Raw genomic sequence first — 19,724 nt, forward strand, 5'->3', positions numbered from 1 at the left:
ACCTGCGGATACGCATAACTCGTCGACGTCTCCTTCACTCCCGAAGAGGAGGAAGTGGTGGTGGTGGTACTACTGCTGCTGCTGCTTCGGGGTGTACCGGGTTGATGGGTTCTCAGCTCCTGCCCGTCTCCATACTCATACCGGTACGCCACCGGTACCGCCCGGATCCTGGTGCGTCCAATCGGTAAGTCCCCTTCAAATAAGTTGGAACTGCCTTCTAGGGTGGTGTAGAAGTTTGTTTCTTCACCCTTGCTCGTGTGTGGTGGATGCGCACTATCCAGGGTCAGGTGCGGATGTGCCGGGATCAGCTCCAGCAAATGGGTGTGCATCTCGGTGATAATCCGTTCGTACTCACCCTGGGCTTCCTTGGCTGCTTCCGGGTCGTTCAGGGTGCATTTGTTTCCATAGAGTTCATTGATCATATCCGGGATAGCACGCCCGGTCTTTGGGGCTTTCTCAAACGTGCCAGCCTGCCCATCACGACTAAGGCAGTACGAGCCGTCGTTAGCGACATCAAACCCAAACGACTTATCAGTACCATTCTTATCCTGGGTAAACCCAAACTCACCATGATGATGCTCCCCATACCACCTCCTATAAGCCTCAACATCCTCAGCATTGGTTGATTGTTCAGAAGTTTCTACTTCCGCGCCTTGATAGGAGCCTGTACTCTGAGGAGTTCCGGAGCTGTCATGCTTCCACTCTTCTCTCCTTACTTCTTCTTGCTCATAGCACCGATACGACCTTTCATCATTACTGCAATTTACGGCTATCGAGCTAGGAACGTAATACCAGAGCGTAGAAAATGCCAAGGTAAATGCCGCTAGTATAGAACCAACTTTTGCTTTCATCGTTCTTACTTTTTCTCCGACTTAATAGGCGCTACTCCGTCAATAAGCCAGCGGTTACCGTTATGATGAAGTGAGAGAGTGTACCAGTTATCCTCGTAGTTCTTGTTTAAAGTTTTTTTATAGGTCTTATCAGGAGCGACATGGATGATATAAGGCCACACTAGAAAGAATTTCCACTCGTATTTGCCGTTACCTTGGTTGATGGGTTCACCGTGAAATTCATATTTGTGTTCATCTCCACCGATAATCCAGCCACCGTCTTTGTAAAGATCGGCATCGTAGCTGTAGGTATCGTCCTCATCTTTGAAGTCTTTACTCAAAAATTTCCGGGCCTCTTTGAAGTCCCCAGTCTGAAGCCCATAGTTACGCCATTCCGTCCACGCCTGCACCGTCTTGCGCATCCCTTCTAAGGAAGCGTTCGTATATCCCTCCTCCGTCTTGGGCTTCGGGACATTCTGCGCAGGACCATACACATCAGCGGCACGGAATTCTCCATCTGGTGCTTTCGAGTTCCCCGAATAAGGCTGCGGCACACTCGACGACGGCGAAGGGCTCTCGCTTGAGGAAACAGACGCAGAACCGGAAGCACCAGCACTTTCCGCACTAGAAGAACGAGAACTCTCAACAGCCGCTCCAGCAGGTTTCGATCCCTCCCCACAGGCAGATAACAACACAGCAAGCCCAGAAATGCTTAAAGTGCTCATAAGGGCACGGCGAGACAAAACAGGGATACGAGTATTCATCGGTGAACACATCCTCAAAAAAATTGTGGCTGGGTGAATAAGATAAGACCAATTCTGAAAACCACACGTTCCATGCGCCATTCCTCCGATGGAACAGCTTATTCGCACGTACTAAATGGACTCAGAAGAAGTCATATCTATTACTCTACGATGATTCAAAATATTTAGCGATTCACCCGCGACATATATAACCATTTATCAATAAACAACTCTGTGGATTTTATTCAAAACATTAAAGATATTAGGCTTTCGAGTTTACATTTAGAAACTCAAATTCCACACAAAACTACCCCTAGGAATTGCAGCCAAAAGACTATATTTAGATAACGCACACAATGACACGCGCCCTATACACTTTGAATACAACAGAGGCCCTTATACAAAAACCCGCCCGGCGCATCCTCATAGAGTACGCCGGGCGGGTTTATAGTCTAAAAATTGCTTATGCTGCGTGCTGGCATGTGGGGCATGCGCAGTCATCACATGCGCAGTTGGCGCAAGAATCATTGCAGTGTGCGCATTCGCAAACCGCATGGTTACACGTAGGGCAGGTGCAGTTATCGCAGGTGCAGTTGACGCACAGGTCAGAGCAATTGCCGCAGGAGCATGCGTTACACTCGTCATAGTGTCCTTCGTGCTCGCGGTGTGCATGCCCGTCATGCAGGTAGTCTACGTGATCTAAGTGAATGACTGCCTGGTGACCACATGCAGGTCCGTGGGTATGTGCATGGCTTTCGGAATGACGGTGGGGTGCAACGGTAGTCATGATCTCTCCTCAGATAAACCGAGCTAATCGCCGGTGTGTTTCGTGTGTTCGTGCACATCCTTCACAATGTGACTGATGTGGTGGTCTAACAATTTGTAGATAGTGGTTCTGCCGTGCTGCTCCCCTTCAACAACATGCGCCTCTCGAAGGATGCGCAAATGATGCGAGGCGAGCGGCTGCGAAATACCCAAGCAGGTATGCAGTTCGCTCACACTATGTGGACGCTCCACCAAATGGTGTGCAATCGCAAGTCTTAACGGATTAGCGAGTGCTGAGAAAATTGCTACGGATGCACCGAATTCTTGTTCCCAGTCTCGTGGTTCCGTCTGACCTGAACCGTTATCCATAAACATAATTTTATATAAACGCCTTTTTATAGGTCAATACGCTACAAACTTCTCACCAAATTGTGACATTAACGTACTGACTAGGCGTTTTCCTCCTTTACATAAAATATGGACTGCCCAAAACCTCACAGTCCTCTTAGACTATGCGCGCCCCATCGTTCCGTTTATTCTCACTCTAGCAGGCACCCTTCTCCGTCAAACCTTAGGTTACGTTTCCTAACACCCTCTTATCGCGCACAAAGGTTCAGGTCAACAAAAGTACCTGCATCCTCTCCTTTACATGGATGAGGATGCAGGTACCTTAAATACAAAACGGAGAACGAAAGCGCAGACCATACAATACTGCATTTTTTGCAGCGTTTACCCAACCATCTGAATAAACCTTGTCTTATCCGCTATAAGGCTGCGAGCACCTGTTACTGATAGCGCCAATTCCTTCAATGCGAGTTACTAGAGTCTGCCCAGGCTTAAGCCAGTTCCGTGGGTGCAGGGAAAGCCCTACTCCGGCGGGAGTTCCGGTAGCGATGAGGTCGCCGGGTTCTAGGGTCATGAACTGCGAAATATATGAGATAAGCTGTGCAGAAGTAAAAATCATGTCAGAGGTATTACCGTGCTGACGTATCTCGCCGTCAACTTCGCAGGTAAGATCAAGTCCGCAGGTAGGGTCAAGTTCGTCCGTCGCCACAATATAGGGACCAAACGGTGTCATGCTATCCCAGTTTTTACCCTGGAACCATTCGCTGGTACGTCCCTGCCAGTCGCGCACCGAAACATCGTTGAGAATGGTGTACCCCAGCAGTCCAGCGAGCGCTTCTTCGTCGTCTACCCGGCGCATCTTTTGCCCAATAACAAGGCAAAGTTCGACCTCCCAGTCTATTTTTGTGCTTCCGGTTTCGTTTGCGGAAGGCATCTGAATTTCTTCGTTGGGGCCGATGAGCGCGTTTGGATATTTCGTGAAGATGGTGGGATATTTTGGGATTTCGAGTCCCATTTCTTCGGCGTGATCACGGTAGTTGAGCCCGGCACAAAGGACTTTTCCAGGGCGATCCAGCGGTCGTACAAAAGGTAGGGTATTCCAGAGTTCTTCGCCATGTCCCAGGGTTGTAGCACCGTTTTCACGGAGGATACTCACCGCGTTGGCAGGATCGCCGAAATTGGTGCGGTAACGGCTGTAGAACTGGAGTAGGGGTGAGAGTTTTGCGGGGAGTTCATAGATGGTGTCTTCGTGCATGCAGACGGCGCGGCGGCCTTTGTCGTCTTGGATTTGTCCCCAGCGCATATGCTCTCCTTGAGGTGTGAGGGCGGTCGTATTACCAGTCTACGGTGAACTTGTCTTTATTGTCTTGCTAGGGGTGCCGTGCAGCTGCATGGATTATGTGGGAACCGCCGGCTGTCTTAGCTAGTCATAAGGCGGGAACGCCGCCTTGGTGCATAACGGCTATTTGAAGCCGTTCTGTGCATAAATCTCTAAAATCGCGTCTTCGAGGTCTTCCATGAGCAGAGCGGGGTTTGCGTCTTCGGCGGCACCTACAGTTGCAGGGTTAAGAGGCATGCCTAAAGCATCGTATACTCGCAAGGTAATCTCGCGTAGAGATGCCGAATTGTATACAACGATTCCGGTGCTGAACCACCAGCCACCCTGAATAACGCGCTGTGCGGTCCCCACAAGTTTGATGCGTTCCCCAGAGTGTTCACCGCCTAGTCGGGCGTATACGGAGTATTCTCCGGGGCAATATTCTTGGGGGATTTCGCCGACTGCCGCATCCACTCCGACTAGTTGCAGGGCTTGGGCGTACATTTCTCCGAAAAGTTTGTAACGCAGGTTGTTGCCGGTTTTTGCGTCTTCGGCGGGCTGAAAATGATCGATGACGAGGCAGCCGGTGTGGTAGGCGGCCGCGTGACCGCCTACTTTACGCACGAGTATGTCGTATCCGAGATCACGGCACGCCTGGGCGGCGGCGGTGAATCCTGGATTGAGCTCATCGCGACGGCCGAAGGCGACGGTAGGGTTCGGCTGATAGATGCGCAGGGTTGCGGGGCGTTTTCCCGCAGCGACCTCGCGCAGCATTGCCACGGTATCGTCGTGGTGCATTAGGAGTTCACCGGATTTTGGGCCTTGTTCACGAAGGATTTCCACGGATTTTATTCTACCGGGTTGGCGCATCATTCCCGACTGTTCAGCAAAAGTAAGGGAAACCAAGGAAGCCCTGTGTTTTTGCGGGCAAACCCTTTTCTGAAAGGTGAGTCTAGACGTAAACTTAAAACATCTGAACAGTATTCCCACACAAACCATCAGATACCAACACATTCACAGCATAAGAACGCTGACGAAACCGTATGCACACTGCACGTGTGCGCCTATCAAGTTTCGTTTCAAAGGAGTACGGACATGAGCCAATCGTCCTCGACATCCGAACCCGATGCCACCGCTCGCAATGAGCAATCGCAACCTCCCGAAAAACCCAAGCAGGCTAATACTGCTCTCATCGTCAAAGTTGCGGTGATTCTCGCGGTTACTGTAGCCATCTGGTTTATTCCCGTACCCCCGGGGGTGGAACCACGTGGAATGCATATGCTCGCTATCTTTGCCGGTACTATCCTAGGTCTTATCTTCCAGCCGCTGCCAACCCCATCAGTGGCGCTTATTGGTCTCGGCGCCGCAATGATCACCGGTACCATGAACACTAAAGAAGAAGCGCTTAAAGGCTTCGGCAACGACTCAATCTGGATTATTGTTGCCGCGTTCTTTATCGCCGATGGGTTCCTCATTACCGGGCTAGGGAAGCGCATCGCCCTATTGTTTGTGCGCATGCTCGGTAAGTCTTCCCTCGGGCTTTCTTACGGCATGGCGATCACAGACCTCGTGCTTGCACCGGCTACTCCTTCAAATACGGCTCGCGCAGGTGGCGTGATTTACCCGATTATTCGCTCTCTTGCTGAGGTGAATGGCTCTACCAACGAGACCCCCGAGAAACGCCGCAAGCTAGGCTCTTATCTGCTCATGACCGAGGCGCAGGTCAATACCATCACCGCCGCAATGTTCGTGACGGCAATGGCTGGTAACCCGCTGGCTCAAAAATTTGCTCAAGAAAAAGGACTGCATCTGGACTGGGGCACCTGGGCGCTTGCCGCATTAGCCCCCGGTTTGGTCGCCCTTGCTGTTATGCCTTGGTTTATCTCGAAGGTATACCCGCCGACTATCAAGCACACCCCTGATGCTCCCGACCATGCACGCAAAGAGCTTGCCGAGATGGGCCCCTTAAGCGTGCCGGAGTGGATTATGCTCGGTACCTTCGTACTGCTGTTAGCCCTATGGATTGGCGGCACGTCCTGGGGTATTAGCGCGACCAGTGCAGCCTTCTTCGGCATCGCAATTCTTCTCGTGACTAAAGTGCTCACCTGGAAAGATATGGCGAATAACTCCAGCGCTTGGTCCACCCTCATTTTCTTCGCGGTGCTTGTGGGCATGGCGGATCAGCTCAAGAAACTCAAGGTTGTTGATTGGGTAGGTGACCGCGCCGCACACAGCGTTGCGGGTATGTCCTGGCCGCTCGCCTTCGGCATTCTGATTCTGGTGTACTTCTACATTCACTACATGTTTGCTTCTAACACCGCGCAGATTGTCGCCCTCTACGCTGTATTCCTGGGGGCAGCAATTTCGGCGGGTACTCCCCCAATGTTCGCCGCACTTTTCCTCGGCTTTACCGGCAACCTTATCGGCGGTATCACTCACTATGCCTCTGGACCGGCAGGGGTGTACTACGGATCGGGGTATTTCAGTGTGGGCGAATGGTTCAAGCTGGGCTTCTTGTCTTCGCTCGTGAATATTATTATTTGGGGTGCTGTGGGCACCGCGTGGCTATTCGCTCTCGGATACGCTACTCCCTAGTGAGCGCTCGCTAAGCTCTTCCGGATAATCTCCGGGCGCTGAACCCTTTTCTAGGGTACAGCGCCCGGAGCTTTTTATTTCTACCGATATTCTGCATGCTGCCTGCACACCCAAAAGCACCTGATACAGCCTGGCGCAGCAAAGCGATGCACCAAGGTTCTAGCGCTGAAACTTAAGCCATCTTCCGTAATCTTACTGCGCATCCCTGCAGGAATATGCGCTAAAACTGTTAGGGTTGTTGTACAACAACGGCGATGTGTTCCATCCGCCATATACGTATTCCCCATCTAAGCATTAACTGTCCGCCATCTACGGGAGAGCCCCATGCATCAAGACCAGCATTTCACGCATGACACCCAATCGCTGCCCATCATCAAACCCCACCTGCACGGCGCGTTTCCCCCAAATTTTCTATGGGGCGGCGCTTCCGCAGCCAACCAATGTGAAGGTGCCTGGGATGAAGGCGGCAAGGGTCCTAGCATCCAGGATGTACTCCCTCACGGAGGGCTGAACCCACGAAGTGCCGCGCCCACGCCCGATAACCTCAAACTTGAGGGCACCGATTTCTACCACCGCTACCCCGAAGACATCGCTCTCCTTGCGGAAATGGGGTTCAAAGTATTCCGGTTCTCCATCGCTTGGTCACGTGTCTTCCCAAACGGTGATGAAACAAAACCGAATGAGGAAGGCCTCGCCTTCTACGACCGTGTGCTCGATGAACTTGAAAAATACGGCATCGAACCGCTCATCACTATCAGCCACTACGAAACACCGCTCTACCTTGCAGAACAATACAACGGCTGGGTAAGCCGCGATCTTATCGACTTCTACGAACGATACTGCCGGGTACTCTTTGAACGCTACGGCCACCGGGTAAAATACTGGCTCACCTTCAACGAAATCAATTCGGTACTGCACTTACCGTTTATGTCTGGCGGTATTAACACCCCCAAAGAACAGCTGAGTGAGCAAGACCTCTACCAAGCAATTCATCATGAGCTTGTCGCCTCAGCGCGCGCCACCCGTGCTGCCCGCGAGCTCGCACCTCAAGCCCAGATTGGCTGCATGATTTTAGCAATGCCAACCTATCCGCTCACACCATCACCCCAGGATGCGCTCGCCGCCCTGCACGCCGAACACGCTAACTTTGCCTTTGGCGACGTGCACGTTCGTGGAACCTATCCCGGATATTTCCTACGCATGCTCCACGAAAAAGGTATCGAGCTCAACATTACCGAACGAGATCGGGAAGACCTCAAAAATACAGTCGATTTTGTCTCGTTCAGCTACTACATGTCCACCTGTGCCAGCAGCGACCCAAGCCGCAGCGAAAGCAACGAAGGGAATATTCTCGGTGGAGTATCTAACCCAACATTGACCGCTTCCGAATGGGGATGGCAGATCGATCCTGTTGGGCTGCGTATTGTACTCAACCAGTACTGGGACCGCTGGCAGAAACCGCTCTTCATCGTCGAGAACGGCTTAGGCGCACGCGACGAACTTGTTGAGGTCGATGGTGAAATGACCGTGATCGACGATTACCGTATCGATTATCTGCGGGCACACCTGGAACAGGTGCGCGAAGCTATTGCCGATGGCGTGCAGCTACTCGGTTACACTACGTGGGGCTGTATCGACATGGTTTCGGCGTCTACAGCGCAGATGTCGAAACGCTACGGTTTCGTCTATGTAGATCGTCATGACGACGGCTCGGGGTCACTCTCCCGTTACCGTAAGAAGTCTTTTGATTGGTACCGTCGAGTGATCACATCTAACGGTGCGGATCTTGAGAACTCCTAGTAAATCTTGTGAGAAATGCGGGGTTGGTCTTCGGGTAAGTTTCCGAAAGACCAATCCCGTGTTGTGGGCGCTTCTATGCATTTATGGATCTAGGTTCATGCGTCTTGAGTAAATTCTTCCTATGTTTCGGGGTGCTTGTTCGTAACGGTTGCTTCAGCGATCTCCTGCTCAATATCGTCGAGAGTTTGATGTAACTCTGCCTGAATACCCGCTGGAGTTATGTAACTTGGATATATGATTTCTTGTGCAGCTAAACCGTCAAGCACCCAGTGCAACCGATGTGCCAGCTGTATACGACGTGCCTCACTGAGAATATGATGCTCATCTAATGCAGCGAGCGAAATCTCGCAAACCTTGTCGATTCCTTGTCCTTCCTCTAAACGTCCTGTTGGCTGGGTACGTTCAAGACGGCCCAATTCTGCATAGGCAATGATCTCTTGTTTACGTATGGTGTCAAGTGGAAGAAGTTGCTCGCAAACTTTTTCTACACGCTGCCGTACCGTAATTTTTTCATCTTGTGTAATAGCTGAAATACGATTACTGATGCGTTGCGTCAGATAGTTTGAAACATAGCGTAGAAGCTCTTCATGTGCGGGAAAATAATGTCGAATTGATCCAGCTGAATAACCGGAATAATCAGCAACGGCTCGAACACTGGCGTTCATTAGCCCATCACGAGCGATAAGTTCAAATGCGGCTCGTGCAATATCGTCTTGACGCTGCTGATGATTAACATTTTTCGGCACATGTCTATCTTACGTCTTCTGCTTAAAATACATGGTACTTTTAAATAATACAGTTGTACCAAAAAGATATGCGGTATCCTTCACTCCGCATCTAGGAGGTCACCCTTGTTTTTCATGACGCTTCTCGGTTTGGCTCTACTTGATTCTCTTAGCACAGGAACACTAGTTATTCCGCTCATTTTTCTCGCGCAGTCACAGCTTAGGGCACGTACACTAATACTTTATTGCTTTACGCTTGGACTATTTTATGTAGTGCTTGGCTTCCTACTTCTGCTCGGTGTAGAAACTATCACTTGGACGCACCACCCTGTCTTTTCATCTCAAGAGCGCTACTGGATTCAGTTGGTTCTGGGAGTTCTTCTCTTCGCATACGGTATTCTCTCACCCGATCCCAACAGCCGTGCCAGCGAAACAAAATGGCGCACTCGCCTCGAAAAGGTCGCCGATCCGCGCACGACAATCTTCATCGCACTTCTTGCCGGGGTCCTCGAAGCCGCAACAATGCTTCCTTACCTTGCTGCCATTAGCATGATTAACACTTGGGAATCCACTATCATCGGCAAACTCATAGTACTGGTGAGCTATTGCATCATAATGTTTATTCCCACACTTACCCTATTGGTGATACGTAGTTTTTCCGTATCATGGTTAACGCCTAAGCTGGACCGCCTTGTTAGCTTAGCAACCCGTAACGCCGACGGTGCCATACTCTGGATAGCCGCAATTATCGGTTTTCTCATGGCGCAGCGGGCGCTCACTGAAATTCTCTGACTCTCACCAAAAATTTACGAACCTTACGATGCTTCATCGAGCGGCATATCGTGCATGCTCGTTGAGACAAACTCCCACCATGTAGGGATGAATCCGGCTGCCAAAGCCACGCGCTGTGAGAGCACATGCGAAGGGCTGGTCCCATAAAACGGAACGTACCCATCGGCAAGAACCATTCGGGAGAGTTCATATACAAGACGCGCAGCAAGCCCACGTTGTCGCACCTGTGGCAGCACATCAATACCGATTTGACGCATCAGTGGCGAATCGTCACTTGCACCCGCCATTGCTAAAGGATCTGCCAAAGCAGTGGCGGCGGCAGGGTCAAACGCGGCAAGGACCATAATATCGGGGCGACGATTGCTAAACCCTAAAGCGTTCGCATACCGTGGATCACCGCGAAAACGCTCGTACTGCTCGGGGTGAAGGAGCTCTATTCGTACCGAGAATTCCGAAGCCGCCATATCATCTTCGTCTGCCTCTAAAGCATCTGCCGAGGCGTTCGGCGCTTTCGTCACCGTGTGAAGACCGCAAATATGTTGCCGTAAGGATTCTCGAAGCGCCCCGCTATCTACCCGGCGCATCATGCCGATTCCGGGTACCGCACATTTAACCTCTTGCGCCGGAATATCCGGCGGAACCACAGATTCAAGCAGGTTGCGTGAAGGCGTGTAATATACGCTTGTTCCGCTCACCTGCTGGCTGTAAGGGGTCAAGAGTTCATTCAGCTGGCGTAACGGTGCATAATCGCCCAACCAATTTGAGAGATCCCCACGCATATACTCAGTGGCCGTTTTCAAAACTCGGGGATACTTTGCGCAAAGTAACCCCACGCCCAGATAGTTACCTACCCGAAGTTCCCATGTATCAGCGTTGCGGCGGCGGGATGCGCTCATCTCTTCTGCTGGAAGCTGCAGTGCACTCAAGACCTCAGCACCCAGATTCTGTGCTTGAGAGATAGCTCCCGCAGGTAAACAGAAATCTGCCTCTAACTGAGCAGCAAGAATATGGCGTACTCTGTCGAGAGTTGTTACAGCACCGCGCATTTGCGCTCGCGGATGATTACCTGAAATATGACTCACACCAAAAGTTCCTTGATGAAACGTCCGGTATGAGACTCCTCAACCTGTGCGACGTCTTCAGGCGTTCCTTCGGCGATTACGGTGCCTCCACCATCGCCACCTTCCGGACCCATATCAATAATCCAGTCGGCACATTTAATGACATCAAGGTTGTGTTCAATCGTGATAACGGTATTGCCCTTATCAACAAGAGACTGAAGCACAGTTAAGAGCTTACGGATATCCTCAAAATGCAGACCCGTTGTAGGCTCATCAAGCACATAGATCGAACGACCGTTAGAACGCTTCTGCAGCTCTGCGGCAAGTTTCACGCGCTGCGCCTCACCACCTGAAAGCGTGGTTGCGGGCTGCCCCAGACGAATGTAGCCAAGCCCCACATCAACCAGCGTGTTCAAGTGCCGAGCGATCGGGGTGAAGGCCGCAAAAAATTCTGCAGCTTCCTCCACCGGCATTTCAAGCACATCAGAAATAGTCTTACCTTTGTAATGCACTTCGAGGGTTTCGCGGTTATAGCGTTTTCCCTGGCAGGTTTCGCAAGGCACGTAAACATCCGGCAAAAAGTTCATCTCAATCTTGAGGGTGCCGTCACCCGAGCATGCTTCGCATCGACCGCCTTTAACGTTAAACGAGAACCGTCCGGGGGTATATCCGCGCACTTTAGCCTCATTCGTCTCGGCAAAGAGCTTACGAATATGGTCGAACACGCCGGTGTATGTCGCAGGATTCGACCGCGGAGTACGTCCAATAGGCGATTGGTCAACGTGAATAACCTTATCTAGATGTTCCAGACCGTCTACCTTCTTGTGCCGTCCGGGAACCTGTTTTGCACCGTTGAGTTTATTCGCCAGTGAGGTATAGAGAATATCGTTCACGAGGGTTGATTTACCCGATCCCGATACGCCTGTGATCGCGGTAAAAACACCTAGGGGGAAGGTAACATCAACATTTTTGAGGTTGTTCTCGCGAGCTCCATAGACCTTTAACACACGTTTACGGTCATGTGGGCGGCGTTTCTTTGGAACTTCAATAGAGCGCCGACCCGCCATATAATCACCGGTTATCGACTTTTTATTGGACAAAAGTTCCTTGTAAGTGCCCGAATGGACGATTTCACCGCCGTGTTCGCCCGCACCTGGACCAACATCGACAATCCAGTCGGCTTCCCGCATCGTGTCTTCGTCATGTTCCACTACGATGAGGGTATTTCCCATATCACGTAGCTTTGTCAAGGTATCGATTAGACGTCGGTTGTCGCGCTGGTGCAAACCTATAGAGGGCTCATCCAACACATAAAGCACACCAACGAGCCCGGAACCAATCTGGGTTGCCAGTCGTATGCGCTGGGCCTCACCGCCCGAAAGCGTGCCAGCAGAGCGTGATAACGTCAGGTAATCGAGTCCTACGTCCAAGAGGAATTGCAAGCGTGCATCAAGCTCTTTAAGTACCTGGTCGGCGATCTTAGCCTCGCGAGGGGTCAGCTTTAGGGCGCGCATAAAATCTAAGGCGGTACGAAGCGGCATAGCGGTTACATCCGCAATGGATTTACCCTCAATTTTGACGCTGAGAATAGTAGGGTTAAGCCGCGCACCGTGACATACCGGGCATGCAACCTGACGCATATATTGTTCGTAGCGATCACGCGCAAAATCAGATTCAGTTTCTTGATGTTTACGCATGATATTGGCTTTAACACCCTCAAACCCGGAGGTATAGCGGCGTTCGCGCCCAAAACGGTTGCGGTACGAGACCTCAACTTTAAAATCTTTGCCCTCCAGAATTGCTTTGCGAACTTTGGCAGGAAGATCTTTCCACGGAGTGTTAAGGTCAAATCCGAGCTCTTCGCCAAGACCTGCAAGAAGACGCAGCCAATACTCGGTGGTAGATTTTCCCTGCGACCACGGAGCAATAGCGCCTTCGCCCAGAGTCATGTCTGGGTTGGGTACTAAAAGATCCTCATCAACTTCAAGCCTGGACCCAATACCATCGCAAGCTTGGCATGCGCCGAAGGGCGAGTTGAAGGAGAAGGCACGTGGCTCAATAGTGTCCACCTGCAGAGGATGATTGTTGGGGCACGCCAGGTTTTCACTAAATGTTCGGGTGCGTTCGGGTGAATCTGCCTGTACATCTACGAATTCGATGAGCGAGCGACCATCGGCTAGTCTGAGTGCGGTCTCCACGGAATCGGTCAGTCGCTGGTGGATGCCTTCCTTAATCACGATGCGATCTACCACAACGTCAATGGTGTGTTTGTATTGTTTCGCTAGTTTAGGAGGATCCGAGAGTTGAACTGTTTTTCCGTCCACCCGGGCACGCGAATAGCCCTGTGTCACCAGGTCTTTGAACAGATCAACAAACTCACCTTTGCGAGCTGATACCACGGGGGCAAGAACCTGCAAACGCGTACGTTCGGGGTATTCCAGCAGTGCATCGACAATCTGCTGCGGGGTTTGCTTGGTAATTTCTTCACCGCACACTGGGCAATGCGCACGCCCTACACGAGCCCACAGCAGACGCATATAATCGTAAATCTCGGTGATGGTGCCTACTGTCGACCGCGGGTTTTTTGAAGTAGATTTCTGATCGATAGAGACCGCTGGCGATAGCCCCTCAATAAAATCAACATCGGGCTTATCCACCTGCCCAAGGAACATACGCGCGTAGGAAGATAGTGATTCAACGTACCTGCGTTGTCCCTCTGCGAAGATGGTGTCAAAAGCAAGTGAAGATTTACCCGATCCCGATAGCCCTGTAAAAACCACCATTGCGTCACGTGGAATCGCAAGATCAACATTTTTGAGGTTGTTCTCACGGGCACCCTGCACACGAATGCTACTCAAGTCGTTTGACTGCAAAGGGGTGGTTGCTGATCCAGCGCGGGGAGGCATCGAAAATCCTTTCGTCTATCTTCGAATCTACATTCTACGCTCTTTCGGCGGGGATAGCATGCTTTATGATGCAGGTTTGACTCGTGGCGAACTTTTTTCCTGGCGACTTTCGTTCCCGTTACCCCCTTATACCTGCCGCTAGAAACGGGATATACACCGCATCAGTACACTGGATATATGGCTACTTATCCCGAATCAACTCTTATCTTCGAAAATCCGGAATTTACGGTACGTGCCCTAAGCGTCTCAGACATGGATAACAGCGTCTACCTGATCACGATTCGCCATACTGGCGAGCAAATGCTGATCGATCCCGCTTATGATGCGGAAGCACTGTATACCTTCACGCTTGAGGCAATCATGCAGGACTGCCCAAACCTAGCCCTTACAGAAGAAAACGACCGCCGAGTGCGCATTCTCGAATCTAAAGAAGATTTCGAGCCCATCCCCCGCCGTGCTCTTGGCGTGACGGGCATTATGGTCACCCATGGGCACTGGGACCACATTCGTGCTCTGCGCGATCTTGAATCTCTCACCGGTGCCATTACTTATGCAGGATCCGCAGACACCGAGGCCATTCATGCGCAAGAAAATTTCACGATTGAAAACGAGTTAAACGGCGGCGAAGTTTTTGATTTTTACGATACAGAGCTGCAGGTGCGCGCTATTTCCGTTCCCGGGCATACTCCCGGATCCATCGTATATTCTGTGCAGACCACATGGGAAGATGGCTCCCCCGCTACCCTGCTTTTCACCGGCGATGCACTCTTCCCCGGCGGCGTAGGCAAGACCGATTCTCCCGCGCAGTTTGGCGAACTTTTCTCAAACGTTCTTGAAAAACTCTTTGGAAACTTTGATGATGAAGCGATTGTGCTTCCGGGTCATGGGCGTTCCACGACATTAGGCACCGAGCGTCCACACCTTGAAGAATGGGGTTCACGGGGCTGGTAGCCCAGTACATCCTGTAGGCTTTCTAGCAGCACAAGTCTGGTTAAACAAAACGACCGCGCTACCATAGCGCGGTCGTTTTATGACACCCGGGGGTATCTATCACTCACTCAAACACAAGCAACTCGAGGACAATTCATGAAACCTTCGATCACTTGATAACTCAAGTTTAGCCTACTTTTGGGTCGGTTTTCTACATGGTTTTTGCTCCCCAAACACCTTAGATAAGCTGAGCGCATATTTGTAACCATTCTGTTATTTTTACCCCGCATGAAAGCAGGGCATTTAAATACCAATCGAGATTTTATTGATTTTTATATGGCATAAATCACTAAAAATTTTTTCTAGAAGTTCCGCGTCATACAGCCATTTTTCAAGGTACACCCCTAAATAACAGTATTGTTAAACCCGCGTAATCATGCGGGTTCTATACACCAATTGGTCTGTTTGAATGGTTTTTCGCGACACGCACGAAATCAGTAAAAGCTACCCCTCGGTACAGCCCACGAAGACGCAGAAAAGGTGCCGTGCGTATCCCAACATAACGAGGATGCCCACGGCACCTTATCAAGCTTGCCTTCGCCTTTTATGGGCGAAATATGGCACAGAAACCACTACGAAAGACCGATCATCGTACCGTTTTCATCAAAACCAATACGCTCTGCAGCAGGGCTCTTGCTCAGACCGGGCATGGTGCGCATCGTGCCGCAAATAGCGTAAACATAACCGGCTCCTGCGGCAAGACGAACCTCACGCACGGGCAAAGTCCAACCGGTAGGTGCACCCTTGAGGGAAGCATCTGAAGAGATCGACAGGTGGGTCTTTGCAATCACCACCGGCAGATGCGAGTAACCCAAATCAGCAAAACGCTTAAGCTGTTTTGCCGCTGCGGGAGCAATCGAGATACCGTCTGCCCCGTAAACCTTAGTGGCAACCTTCTCAAGCTTAGTTTCGAGAGAATCCTCAAGATCATAGGTGTACTCCAGGTTCGAAACGTCGTCGCAAGCCTCAGCAACCACATTTGCCAGGTCAACCGTGCCCTTGCCGCCCTCAGCAACACCATGATGGATAGCTACACGAGCGCCAGCCTCTTCGGCAATACGGCGAATAGCTTCATGCTCAGAATCGAAATCGGTGGGGAACGCGTTAATAGCCACCACCGGCTGCACACCGAAGTCACGCACAATCTCAATGTGCTTCTTCAGGTTAGTAGCCCCTGCTTCAACGTCGGCAGGGTTCTCTTCAAGCATGCCTTCAGGCAGCGGCTTGCCCGGCACGATCTTGTACAACCCCGAGTGCGACTTGAGGGAACGCACGGTGACAACCAGCACAGCAGCATCAGGCTTCAGCCCTGAGATGCGGCATTTGACGTTGAAGAAACGCTCAGCACCCATATCAGCGCCGAAGCCTGCCTCAGTAATCACGTAGTCGGAGTATTCCAAGCCAACGTAGTCAGCAACAACTGAGGAGTTACCGGTAGCGATGTTCCCGAAGGGGCCCGCGTGAATAAGTGCCGGGGTGTGTTCGAGAGTCTGAAGCAGGTTGGGGTTAATGGCATCCGCCAGAATAACAGCCATTGCGCCGTCAGCCTTCAAATCGGCGGCGGTGACTGCCTCACCATCGTAGTTCAGACCGATAACAATCTTCGCCAAACGTTTGCGCAGATCCTCAAAGGAGGTTGCCAGCGAAAGAATCACCATGATTTCAGAGGCACTGGTAATATCAAACCCGGTCTGTCGGGGCACGCCGTCAATACGCTCGCCCAGACCGACTACGATGTTGCGCAGGGAGCGGTCGTTCATGTCGATAACGCGGCGCCACTCGATAGCACGGGGGTCGAGGCGCAGGTCATTACCCTGGTGTAGGTGGTTATCGATCATGGCAGCCAGTAGGTTGTGGGCTGCGGTAACGGCGTGGAAATCACCGGTTAGATGCAGATTTAGCTTCTCCATGGGAACTATCTGCGAGTAACCGCCGCCAGCGGCACCGCCCTTAATACCGAAGGTTGGGCCCATGGCAGGCTGGCGAAGCGCCAAAGCGGCTTTACGTCCGGTCTGGGCGAATCCCTGTGCTAGCGAGACAGAGGTTGCGGTCTTACCTTCGCCGAGCGGTGTGGGAGTTACAGCGGTAACGACAATGTACTTGGAACCGCGCTTTTGGGCGGTTTCTGCGTTGGTGCTTTCGTCGAGCAGGACCTTGGCAACATATTTACCGTAGGGCTCCAAACGATCTTCGCTGATGCCGTTCTCGGCGGCTATTTCGGTGATAGGCTTAAGCTCAGCAGCGAGAGCAATTTCGAGGTCGGAAGGGAAAGGCTTGTTCGTCATCATTGTCCTTAACAAGTAGAAACCAACAGTTCCATATCCCATTCTATGCTCTAGCTCACGGATTGTCGCCTAAATTTATATGTGAGATATACGGCGAGGAAAATATGCCATCTTGCGGAAGGTCTCTTGACACAATGTTCCCAGGTCAAAGACAAAGCAACTCCCACGCTCATGATTCAGTAGTTCATGCTCGCAGGAGTTTCTTCGCTCGACAGTAAATATAGTTACTACATCGTCAGCAGCACCTTGGTCGCGGTACGCTGATCCATTGCCTCATAGCCCTTGGGAGCTTCGTCGATGGGCAATACTAGGTCGAAGACCTTACCGGGTTCAATCTCCCCCTTGTAAATCAGGTCAATCAGGGTCGGCAGGTATTTACGGACCGGCGCGGGACCTCCTTCAAGGTGAACCTGTTTGCCGAAGAGCACGTCGGTACCGATCGAGCTGTCGTGGGGCACGCCTACGAAACCGATGTAGCCGCCGTGGCGTACGCATCCGAGGGCTTGGTCAAAGGCCTGCTGAGTACCCACAGCCTCCACAACACCGTGCGCTCCCACCCCGTCAGTAAGCTCTAGAACCTTGGCGATGCCTTCTTCACCGCGTTCTTCCACTACATGGGTTGCGCCGAACTGCTTAGCTAACGCCTGACGCTCGGGGTTGCGAGACATTATGATGATCTTTTCAGCGCCCAGCTGCTTAGCCCCAATAACTGCGCCCAGACCAACGGCACCATCGCCTACCACAGCAATGGTCTTACCTGGGCCGGCCTTGGCGGCGTCGGCTGCGTACCAGCCAGTCCCCAGCACATCGGATGCTGCCATCAGATGAGGAATCTGTTCTGCGGTAGGGTATGCGGGAGTCTTAACCAAAGTGCCGTCTGCGAAAGGAATACGGGCGTATTCCGCCTGGGTACCGTTCGAGCGCATACCAATGAAACCATCGCCTGCAGCAATGGCCTTAAGGCACCGTGACGGGTAACCATCCTGGCAGGTTGCACACTCGCCGCATGAGATGCAGAAAGAACCAACGACAAAGTCACCAGGTTTGACGGTCTTAACATCGTCGCCAACTTCGATAACTTCACCGATATATTCATGCCCCATCTGCTGATGGTCTACAGGCTGCGCGCCACGGTAGGGCCACAGGTCAGAACCGCAGATGCAGGATGCGGCAAGTTTAATAACGGCATCCGTGGGTTCCAGGAGGGTGGGCATGGGGCGGTCTTCTACGACGACCTTACCGGGTTCTTCCATAATGACTGAACGCATTAGCTGTACTCACTTTCATGTAGATTCTTTAGGTTTTAACCAGTCGTTGTATTAGAGTACGCCCTTCGAGTTACTCGAAAGCAAGCGCTATGGAAGATAAAAGGTATGTTATTCCACGTGTATTTTTGAGAATAAAACTTAGTATCTTATACCTTTGGAGTGCCGTGAGATACTGGAATTATGAGTTACAGCGTCAAAGAAATCTCAGAAAAGCTTTACATAAGCCCGCATACGGTACGGTATTACAGCGACAAAGGCCTTATTCCCACTGTGCAACGAGATGAACATGGACGGCGTGTTTTCACCGAAGAATGCGTGGGGTGGTTTGAAACGATTCACTGCTTACGTGCATGCGGTATGAGCATTAACGATGTCAAAGCCTATGTAGACCTCAGCCGTCGTGGCGTGTCTACAGCATCGGAGCGTTTACACATTATCGAACATTACGCACACGTTGCCCGTCAGCAGCTACTTGATGCTCAGCGAAGGATTGATTTTGTGGACCGAAAAATTGCGTACTACCAAGATTTAATGGCGCAAGAGAATAAGAAGCATGCATAACCTAGCGCTCAATTTATTAGTGAATATCGAATATAAATCGGGGTACCCCACACCATATAGGTGAGGTACCCCGATCATTATCCCTCTCAGAGAGTATGTGTGAAAGACCCGTCTACCCAAGCTATCTTTTGATACTCTCTAGCATTGGATCTCGCCACCTTACACAGGCTGGATCTTCTTCTTATTCATGAAGGGTTACCTGTGATGCAGGAAGCTGCTGTACCTTCAAAGACGATGCAGGAGCATTGGTGTAAACCCTTACCTTAACGGTGCGCCCTTCCATGGTGCATTTATCGGGCGCTCCAAGCACGGAACCCTCAACAGTGGCCACGTGGAGAGTACCGTTACTTTCAGCAGCTTCGGCACGTACATCAAAACAAGTTGCGGTACCGGTCGGTACGCTAAAGGTAATCTCGTGATCACCCGTCACCTCATAATCCGACCAGTTAACAACATGTTCATGTTCCAAGGGGACGGAGTTCGAATCATGTACTGCCGGAGCTGAGATACCTGCATCCGAGCTAGTTGCCGGAGGAATGACCGGAACGAACGCCTGCACATATGCAGAAGCTGCGGGGGCGGACAGCATCGAAGCGCCCAACGCGAGAGAGACGGCGCCGACCCCGACCAGGGTGGCACGCCGAACGGCTGACAGCGTAGTCTTAAACATGAGCATCGCTCCTTTGCTCGACAATTGCTTGCACCTCCACCCTATAAGTTTTTAAATCTCAAGTGAAGAG

At 51.4% G+C, this 19,724-nt stretch carries 16 protein-coding genes; 5 read left to right on the top strand and 11 right to left on the bottom strand.

All coding sequences use genetic code 11. From position 1 onward, the window contains the following. From HMPREF2625_RS11095 to HMPREF2625_RS08960, 5 genes are all read right to left on the bottom strand, one after another. On the bottom strand, positions 1 to 851 hold an 851-nt coding region (locus HMPREF2625_RS11095; protein WP_083295657.1), incomplete at its 3' end, for a hypothetical protein. A 5-nt stretch (positions 852 to 856) separates the two neighbouring features. After that, on the bottom strand, positions 857 to 1,594 hold the full coding sequence (locus HMPREF2625_RS08945) for a DUF6318 family protein (protein WP_070524022.1): 738 nt from the start codon (positions 1,592 to 1,594) through the stop codon (positions 857 to 859). A 789-nt stretch (positions 1,595 to 2,383) separates the two neighbouring features. After that, on the bottom strand, positions 2,384 to 2,707 hold the full coding sequence (locus HMPREF2625_RS08950; protein ID WP_238382359.1) for an ArsR/SmtB family transcription factor: 324 nt from the start codon (positions 2,705 to 2,707) through the stop codon (positions 2,384 to 2,386). A 388-nt stretch (positions 2,708 to 3,095) separates the two neighbouring features. Then, the gene (locus HMPREF2625_RS08955) at positions 3,096 to 3,986 is read right to left on the bottom strand and encodes a fumarylacetoacetate hydrolase family protein (RefSeq protein ID WP_070524024.1); all 891 of its coding nucleotides are present in this window, start codon (positions 3,984 to 3,986) and stop codon (positions 3,096 to 3,098) included. A 159-nt stretch (positions 3,987 to 4,145) separates the two neighbouring features. Next, positions 4,146 to 4,844, bottom strand: a complete 699-nt coding sequence (locus tag HMPREF2625_RS08960; RefSeq protein WP_070524026.1) for a lipoate--protein ligase family protein — start codon at positions 4,842 to 4,844, stop codon at positions 4,146 to 4,148. A 252-nt stretch (positions 4,845 to 5,096) separates the two neighbouring features. Here HMPREF2625_RS08960 and HMPREF2625_RS08965 point away from each other — a divergent pair, with 252 nt between their 5' ends. Both HMPREF2625_RS08965 and HMPREF2625_RS08970 read left to right on the top strand, forming a co-directional pair. After that, positions 5,097 to 6,596, top strand: a complete 1,500-nt coding sequence (locus HMPREF2625_RS08965; RefSeq protein ID WP_070524028.1) for an anion permease — start codon at positions 5,097 to 5,099, stop codon at positions 6,594 to 6,596. A gap of 324 nt (positions 6,597 to 6,920) precedes the next feature. Further along, on the top strand, positions 6,921 to 8,396 hold the full coding sequence (locus HMPREF2625_RS08970; RefSeq protein ID WP_070524031.1) for a glycoside hydrolase family 1 protein: 1,476 nt from the start codon (positions 6,921 to 6,923) through the stop codon (positions 8,394 to 8,396). A gap of 119 nt (positions 8,397 to 8,515) precedes the next feature. Here HMPREF2625_RS08970 and HMPREF2625_RS08975 read toward each other — a convergent pair whose 3' ends face one another. Further along, positions 8,516 to 9,142, bottom strand: coding sequence for a TetR/AcrR family transcriptional regulator (locus HMPREF2625_RS08975; RefSeq protein WP_070524032.1), 627 nt, complete (start codon positions 9,140 to 9,142; stop codon positions 8,516 to 8,518). A gap of 114 nt (positions 9,143 to 9,256) precedes the next feature. Here HMPREF2625_RS08975 and HMPREF2625_RS08980 point away from each other — a divergent pair, with 114 nt between their 5' ends. Beyond that, positions 9,257 to 9,913: a GAP family protein gene (locus HMPREF2625_RS08980; RefSeq protein WP_238789064.1), complete on the top strand. Its 657-nt coding sequence runs from the start codon at positions 9,257 to 9,259 to the stop codon at positions 9,911 to 9,913. A gap of 23 nt (positions 9,914 to 9,936) precedes the next feature. Here the strand turns inward: HMPREF2625_RS08980 and HMPREF2625_RS08985 are convergent, their stop codons facing one another. Further along, complete coding sequence (locus tag HMPREF2625_RS08985; RefSeq protein WP_070524036.1) at positions 9,937 to 10,995, bottom strand: GNAT family N-acetyltransferase; 1,059 nt, start codon at positions 10,993 to 10,995, stop codon at positions 9,937 to 9,939. Beyond that, positions 10,992 to 13,880 (bottom strand): excinuclease ABC subunit UvrA, encoded by a 2,889-nt coding sequence (gene uvrA / locus HMPREF2625_RS08990; protein WP_070524038.1) that lies wholly within the window; start codon positions 13,878 to 13,880, stop codon positions 10,992 to 10,994. Before uvrA ends, HMPREF2625_RS08985 begins: the two co-directional genes overlap by 4 nt. Before the next feature lie 177 nt (positions 13,881 to 14,057). Here uvrA and HMPREF2625_RS08995 point away from each other — a divergent pair, with 177 nt between their 5' ends. Then, positions 14,058 to 14,831, top strand: a complete 774-nt coding sequence (locus HMPREF2625_RS08995) for an MBL fold metallo-hydrolase (RefSeq protein WP_070524040.1) — start codon at positions 14,058 to 14,060, stop codon at positions 14,829 to 14,831. A 611-nt stretch (positions 14,832 to 15,442) separates the two neighbouring features. Here the strand turns inward: HMPREF2625_RS08995 and HMPREF2625_RS09000 are convergent. After that, positions 15,443 to 17,155 carry a formate--tetrahydrofolate ligase gene (locus HMPREF2625_RS09000; protein WP_070524042.1) on the bottom strand — a complete coding sequence of 571 codons (1,713 nt, stop codon included), beginning with the start codon at positions 17,153 to 17,155 and terminating at the stop codon, positions 15,443 to 15,445. Between the two features lie 227 nt (positions 17,156 to 17,382). Continuing rightward, on the bottom strand, positions 17,383 to 18,423 hold the full coding sequence (locus tag HMPREF2625_RS09005; RefSeq protein WP_070524044.1) for a zinc-dependent alcohol dehydrogenase family protein: 1,041 nt from the start codon (positions 18,421 to 18,423) through the stop codon (positions 17,383 to 17,385). Between the two features lie 180 nt (positions 18,424 to 18,603). On the opposite strand from HMPREF2625_RS09005, the gene HMPREF2625_RS11135 reads away from it, so the two are divergent. After that, on the top strand, positions 18,604 to 18,984 hold the full coding sequence (locus HMPREF2625_RS11135) for a MerR family transcriptional regulator (protein ID WP_070524046.1): 381 nt from the start codon (positions 18,604 to 18,606) through the stop codon (positions 18,982 to 18,984). A 181-nt stretch (positions 18,985 to 19,165) separates the two neighbouring features. On the opposite strand, the gene HMPREF2625_RS09015 is transcribed toward HMPREF2625_RS11135, so the two are convergent. Then, positions 19,166 to 19,654 carry a CTP synthase gene (locus tag HMPREF2625_RS09015; protein ID WP_238382356.1) on the bottom strand — a complete coding sequence of 163 codons (489 nt, stop codon included), beginning with the start codon at positions 19,652 to 19,654 and terminating at the stop codon, positions 19,166 to 19,168. Positions 19,655 to 19,724 lie beyond the last annotated feature (70 nt).

The organism is Rothia sp. HMSC064D08 (assembly GCF_001809525.1).
Lineage (GTDB): Bacteria > Actinomycetota > Actinomycetes > Actinomycetales > Micrococcaceae > Rothia > Rothia dentocariosa.

Coding starts and splice junctions, on each gene's coding strand:
- HMPREF2625_RS11135 (WP_070524046.1), top strand. CDS start 18,604: ATGAGTTACAGCGTCAAAGAAATCTCAGAAAAGCTTTACATAAGCCCG.
- HMPREF2625_RS08970 (WP_070524031.1), top strand. CDS start 6,921: ATGCATCAAGACCAGCATTTCACGCATGACACCCAATCGCTGCCCATC.
- HMPREF2625_RS08950 (WP_238382359.1), bottom strand. CDS start 2,707: ATGGATAACGGTTCAGGTCAGACGGAACCACGAGACTGGGAACAAGAA.
- HMPREF2625_RS09000 (WP_070524042.1), bottom strand. CDS start 17,155: ATGACGAACAAGCCTTTCCCTTCCGACCTCGAAATTGCTCTCGCTGCT.
- HMPREF2625_RS08955 (WP_070524024.1), bottom strand. CDS start 3,986: ATGCGCTGGGGACAAATCCAAGACGACAAAGGCCGCCGCGCCGTCTGC.
- HMPREF2625_RS09005 (WP_070524044.1), bottom strand. CDS start 18,423: ATGCGTTCAGTCATTATGGAAGAACCCGGTAAGGTCGTCGTAGAAGAC.
- HMPREF2625_RS09015 (WP_238382356.1), bottom strand. CDS start 19,654: ATGTTTAAGACTACGCTGTCAGCCGTTCGGCGTGCCACCCTGGTCGGG.
- HMPREF2625_RS08945 (WP_070524022.1), bottom strand. CDS start 1,594: ATGAATACTCGTATCCCTGTTTTGTCTCGCCGTGCCCTTATGAGCACT.
- HMPREF2625_RS08995 (WP_070524040.1), top strand. CDS start 14,058: ATGGCTACTTATCCCGAATCAACTCTTATCTTCGAAAATCCGGAATTT.
- uvrA (WP_070524038.1), bottom strand. CDS start 13,880: ATGCCTCCCCGCGCTGGATCAGCAACCACCCCTTTGCAGTCAAACGAC.
- HMPREF2625_RS08980 (WP_238789064.1), top strand. CDS start 9,257: ATGACGCTTCTCGGTTTGGCTCTACTTGATTCTCTTAGCACAGGAACA.
- HMPREF2625_RS08965 (WP_070524028.1), top strand. CDS start 5,097: ATGAGCCAATCGTCCTCGACATCCGAACCCGATGCCACCGCTCGCAAT.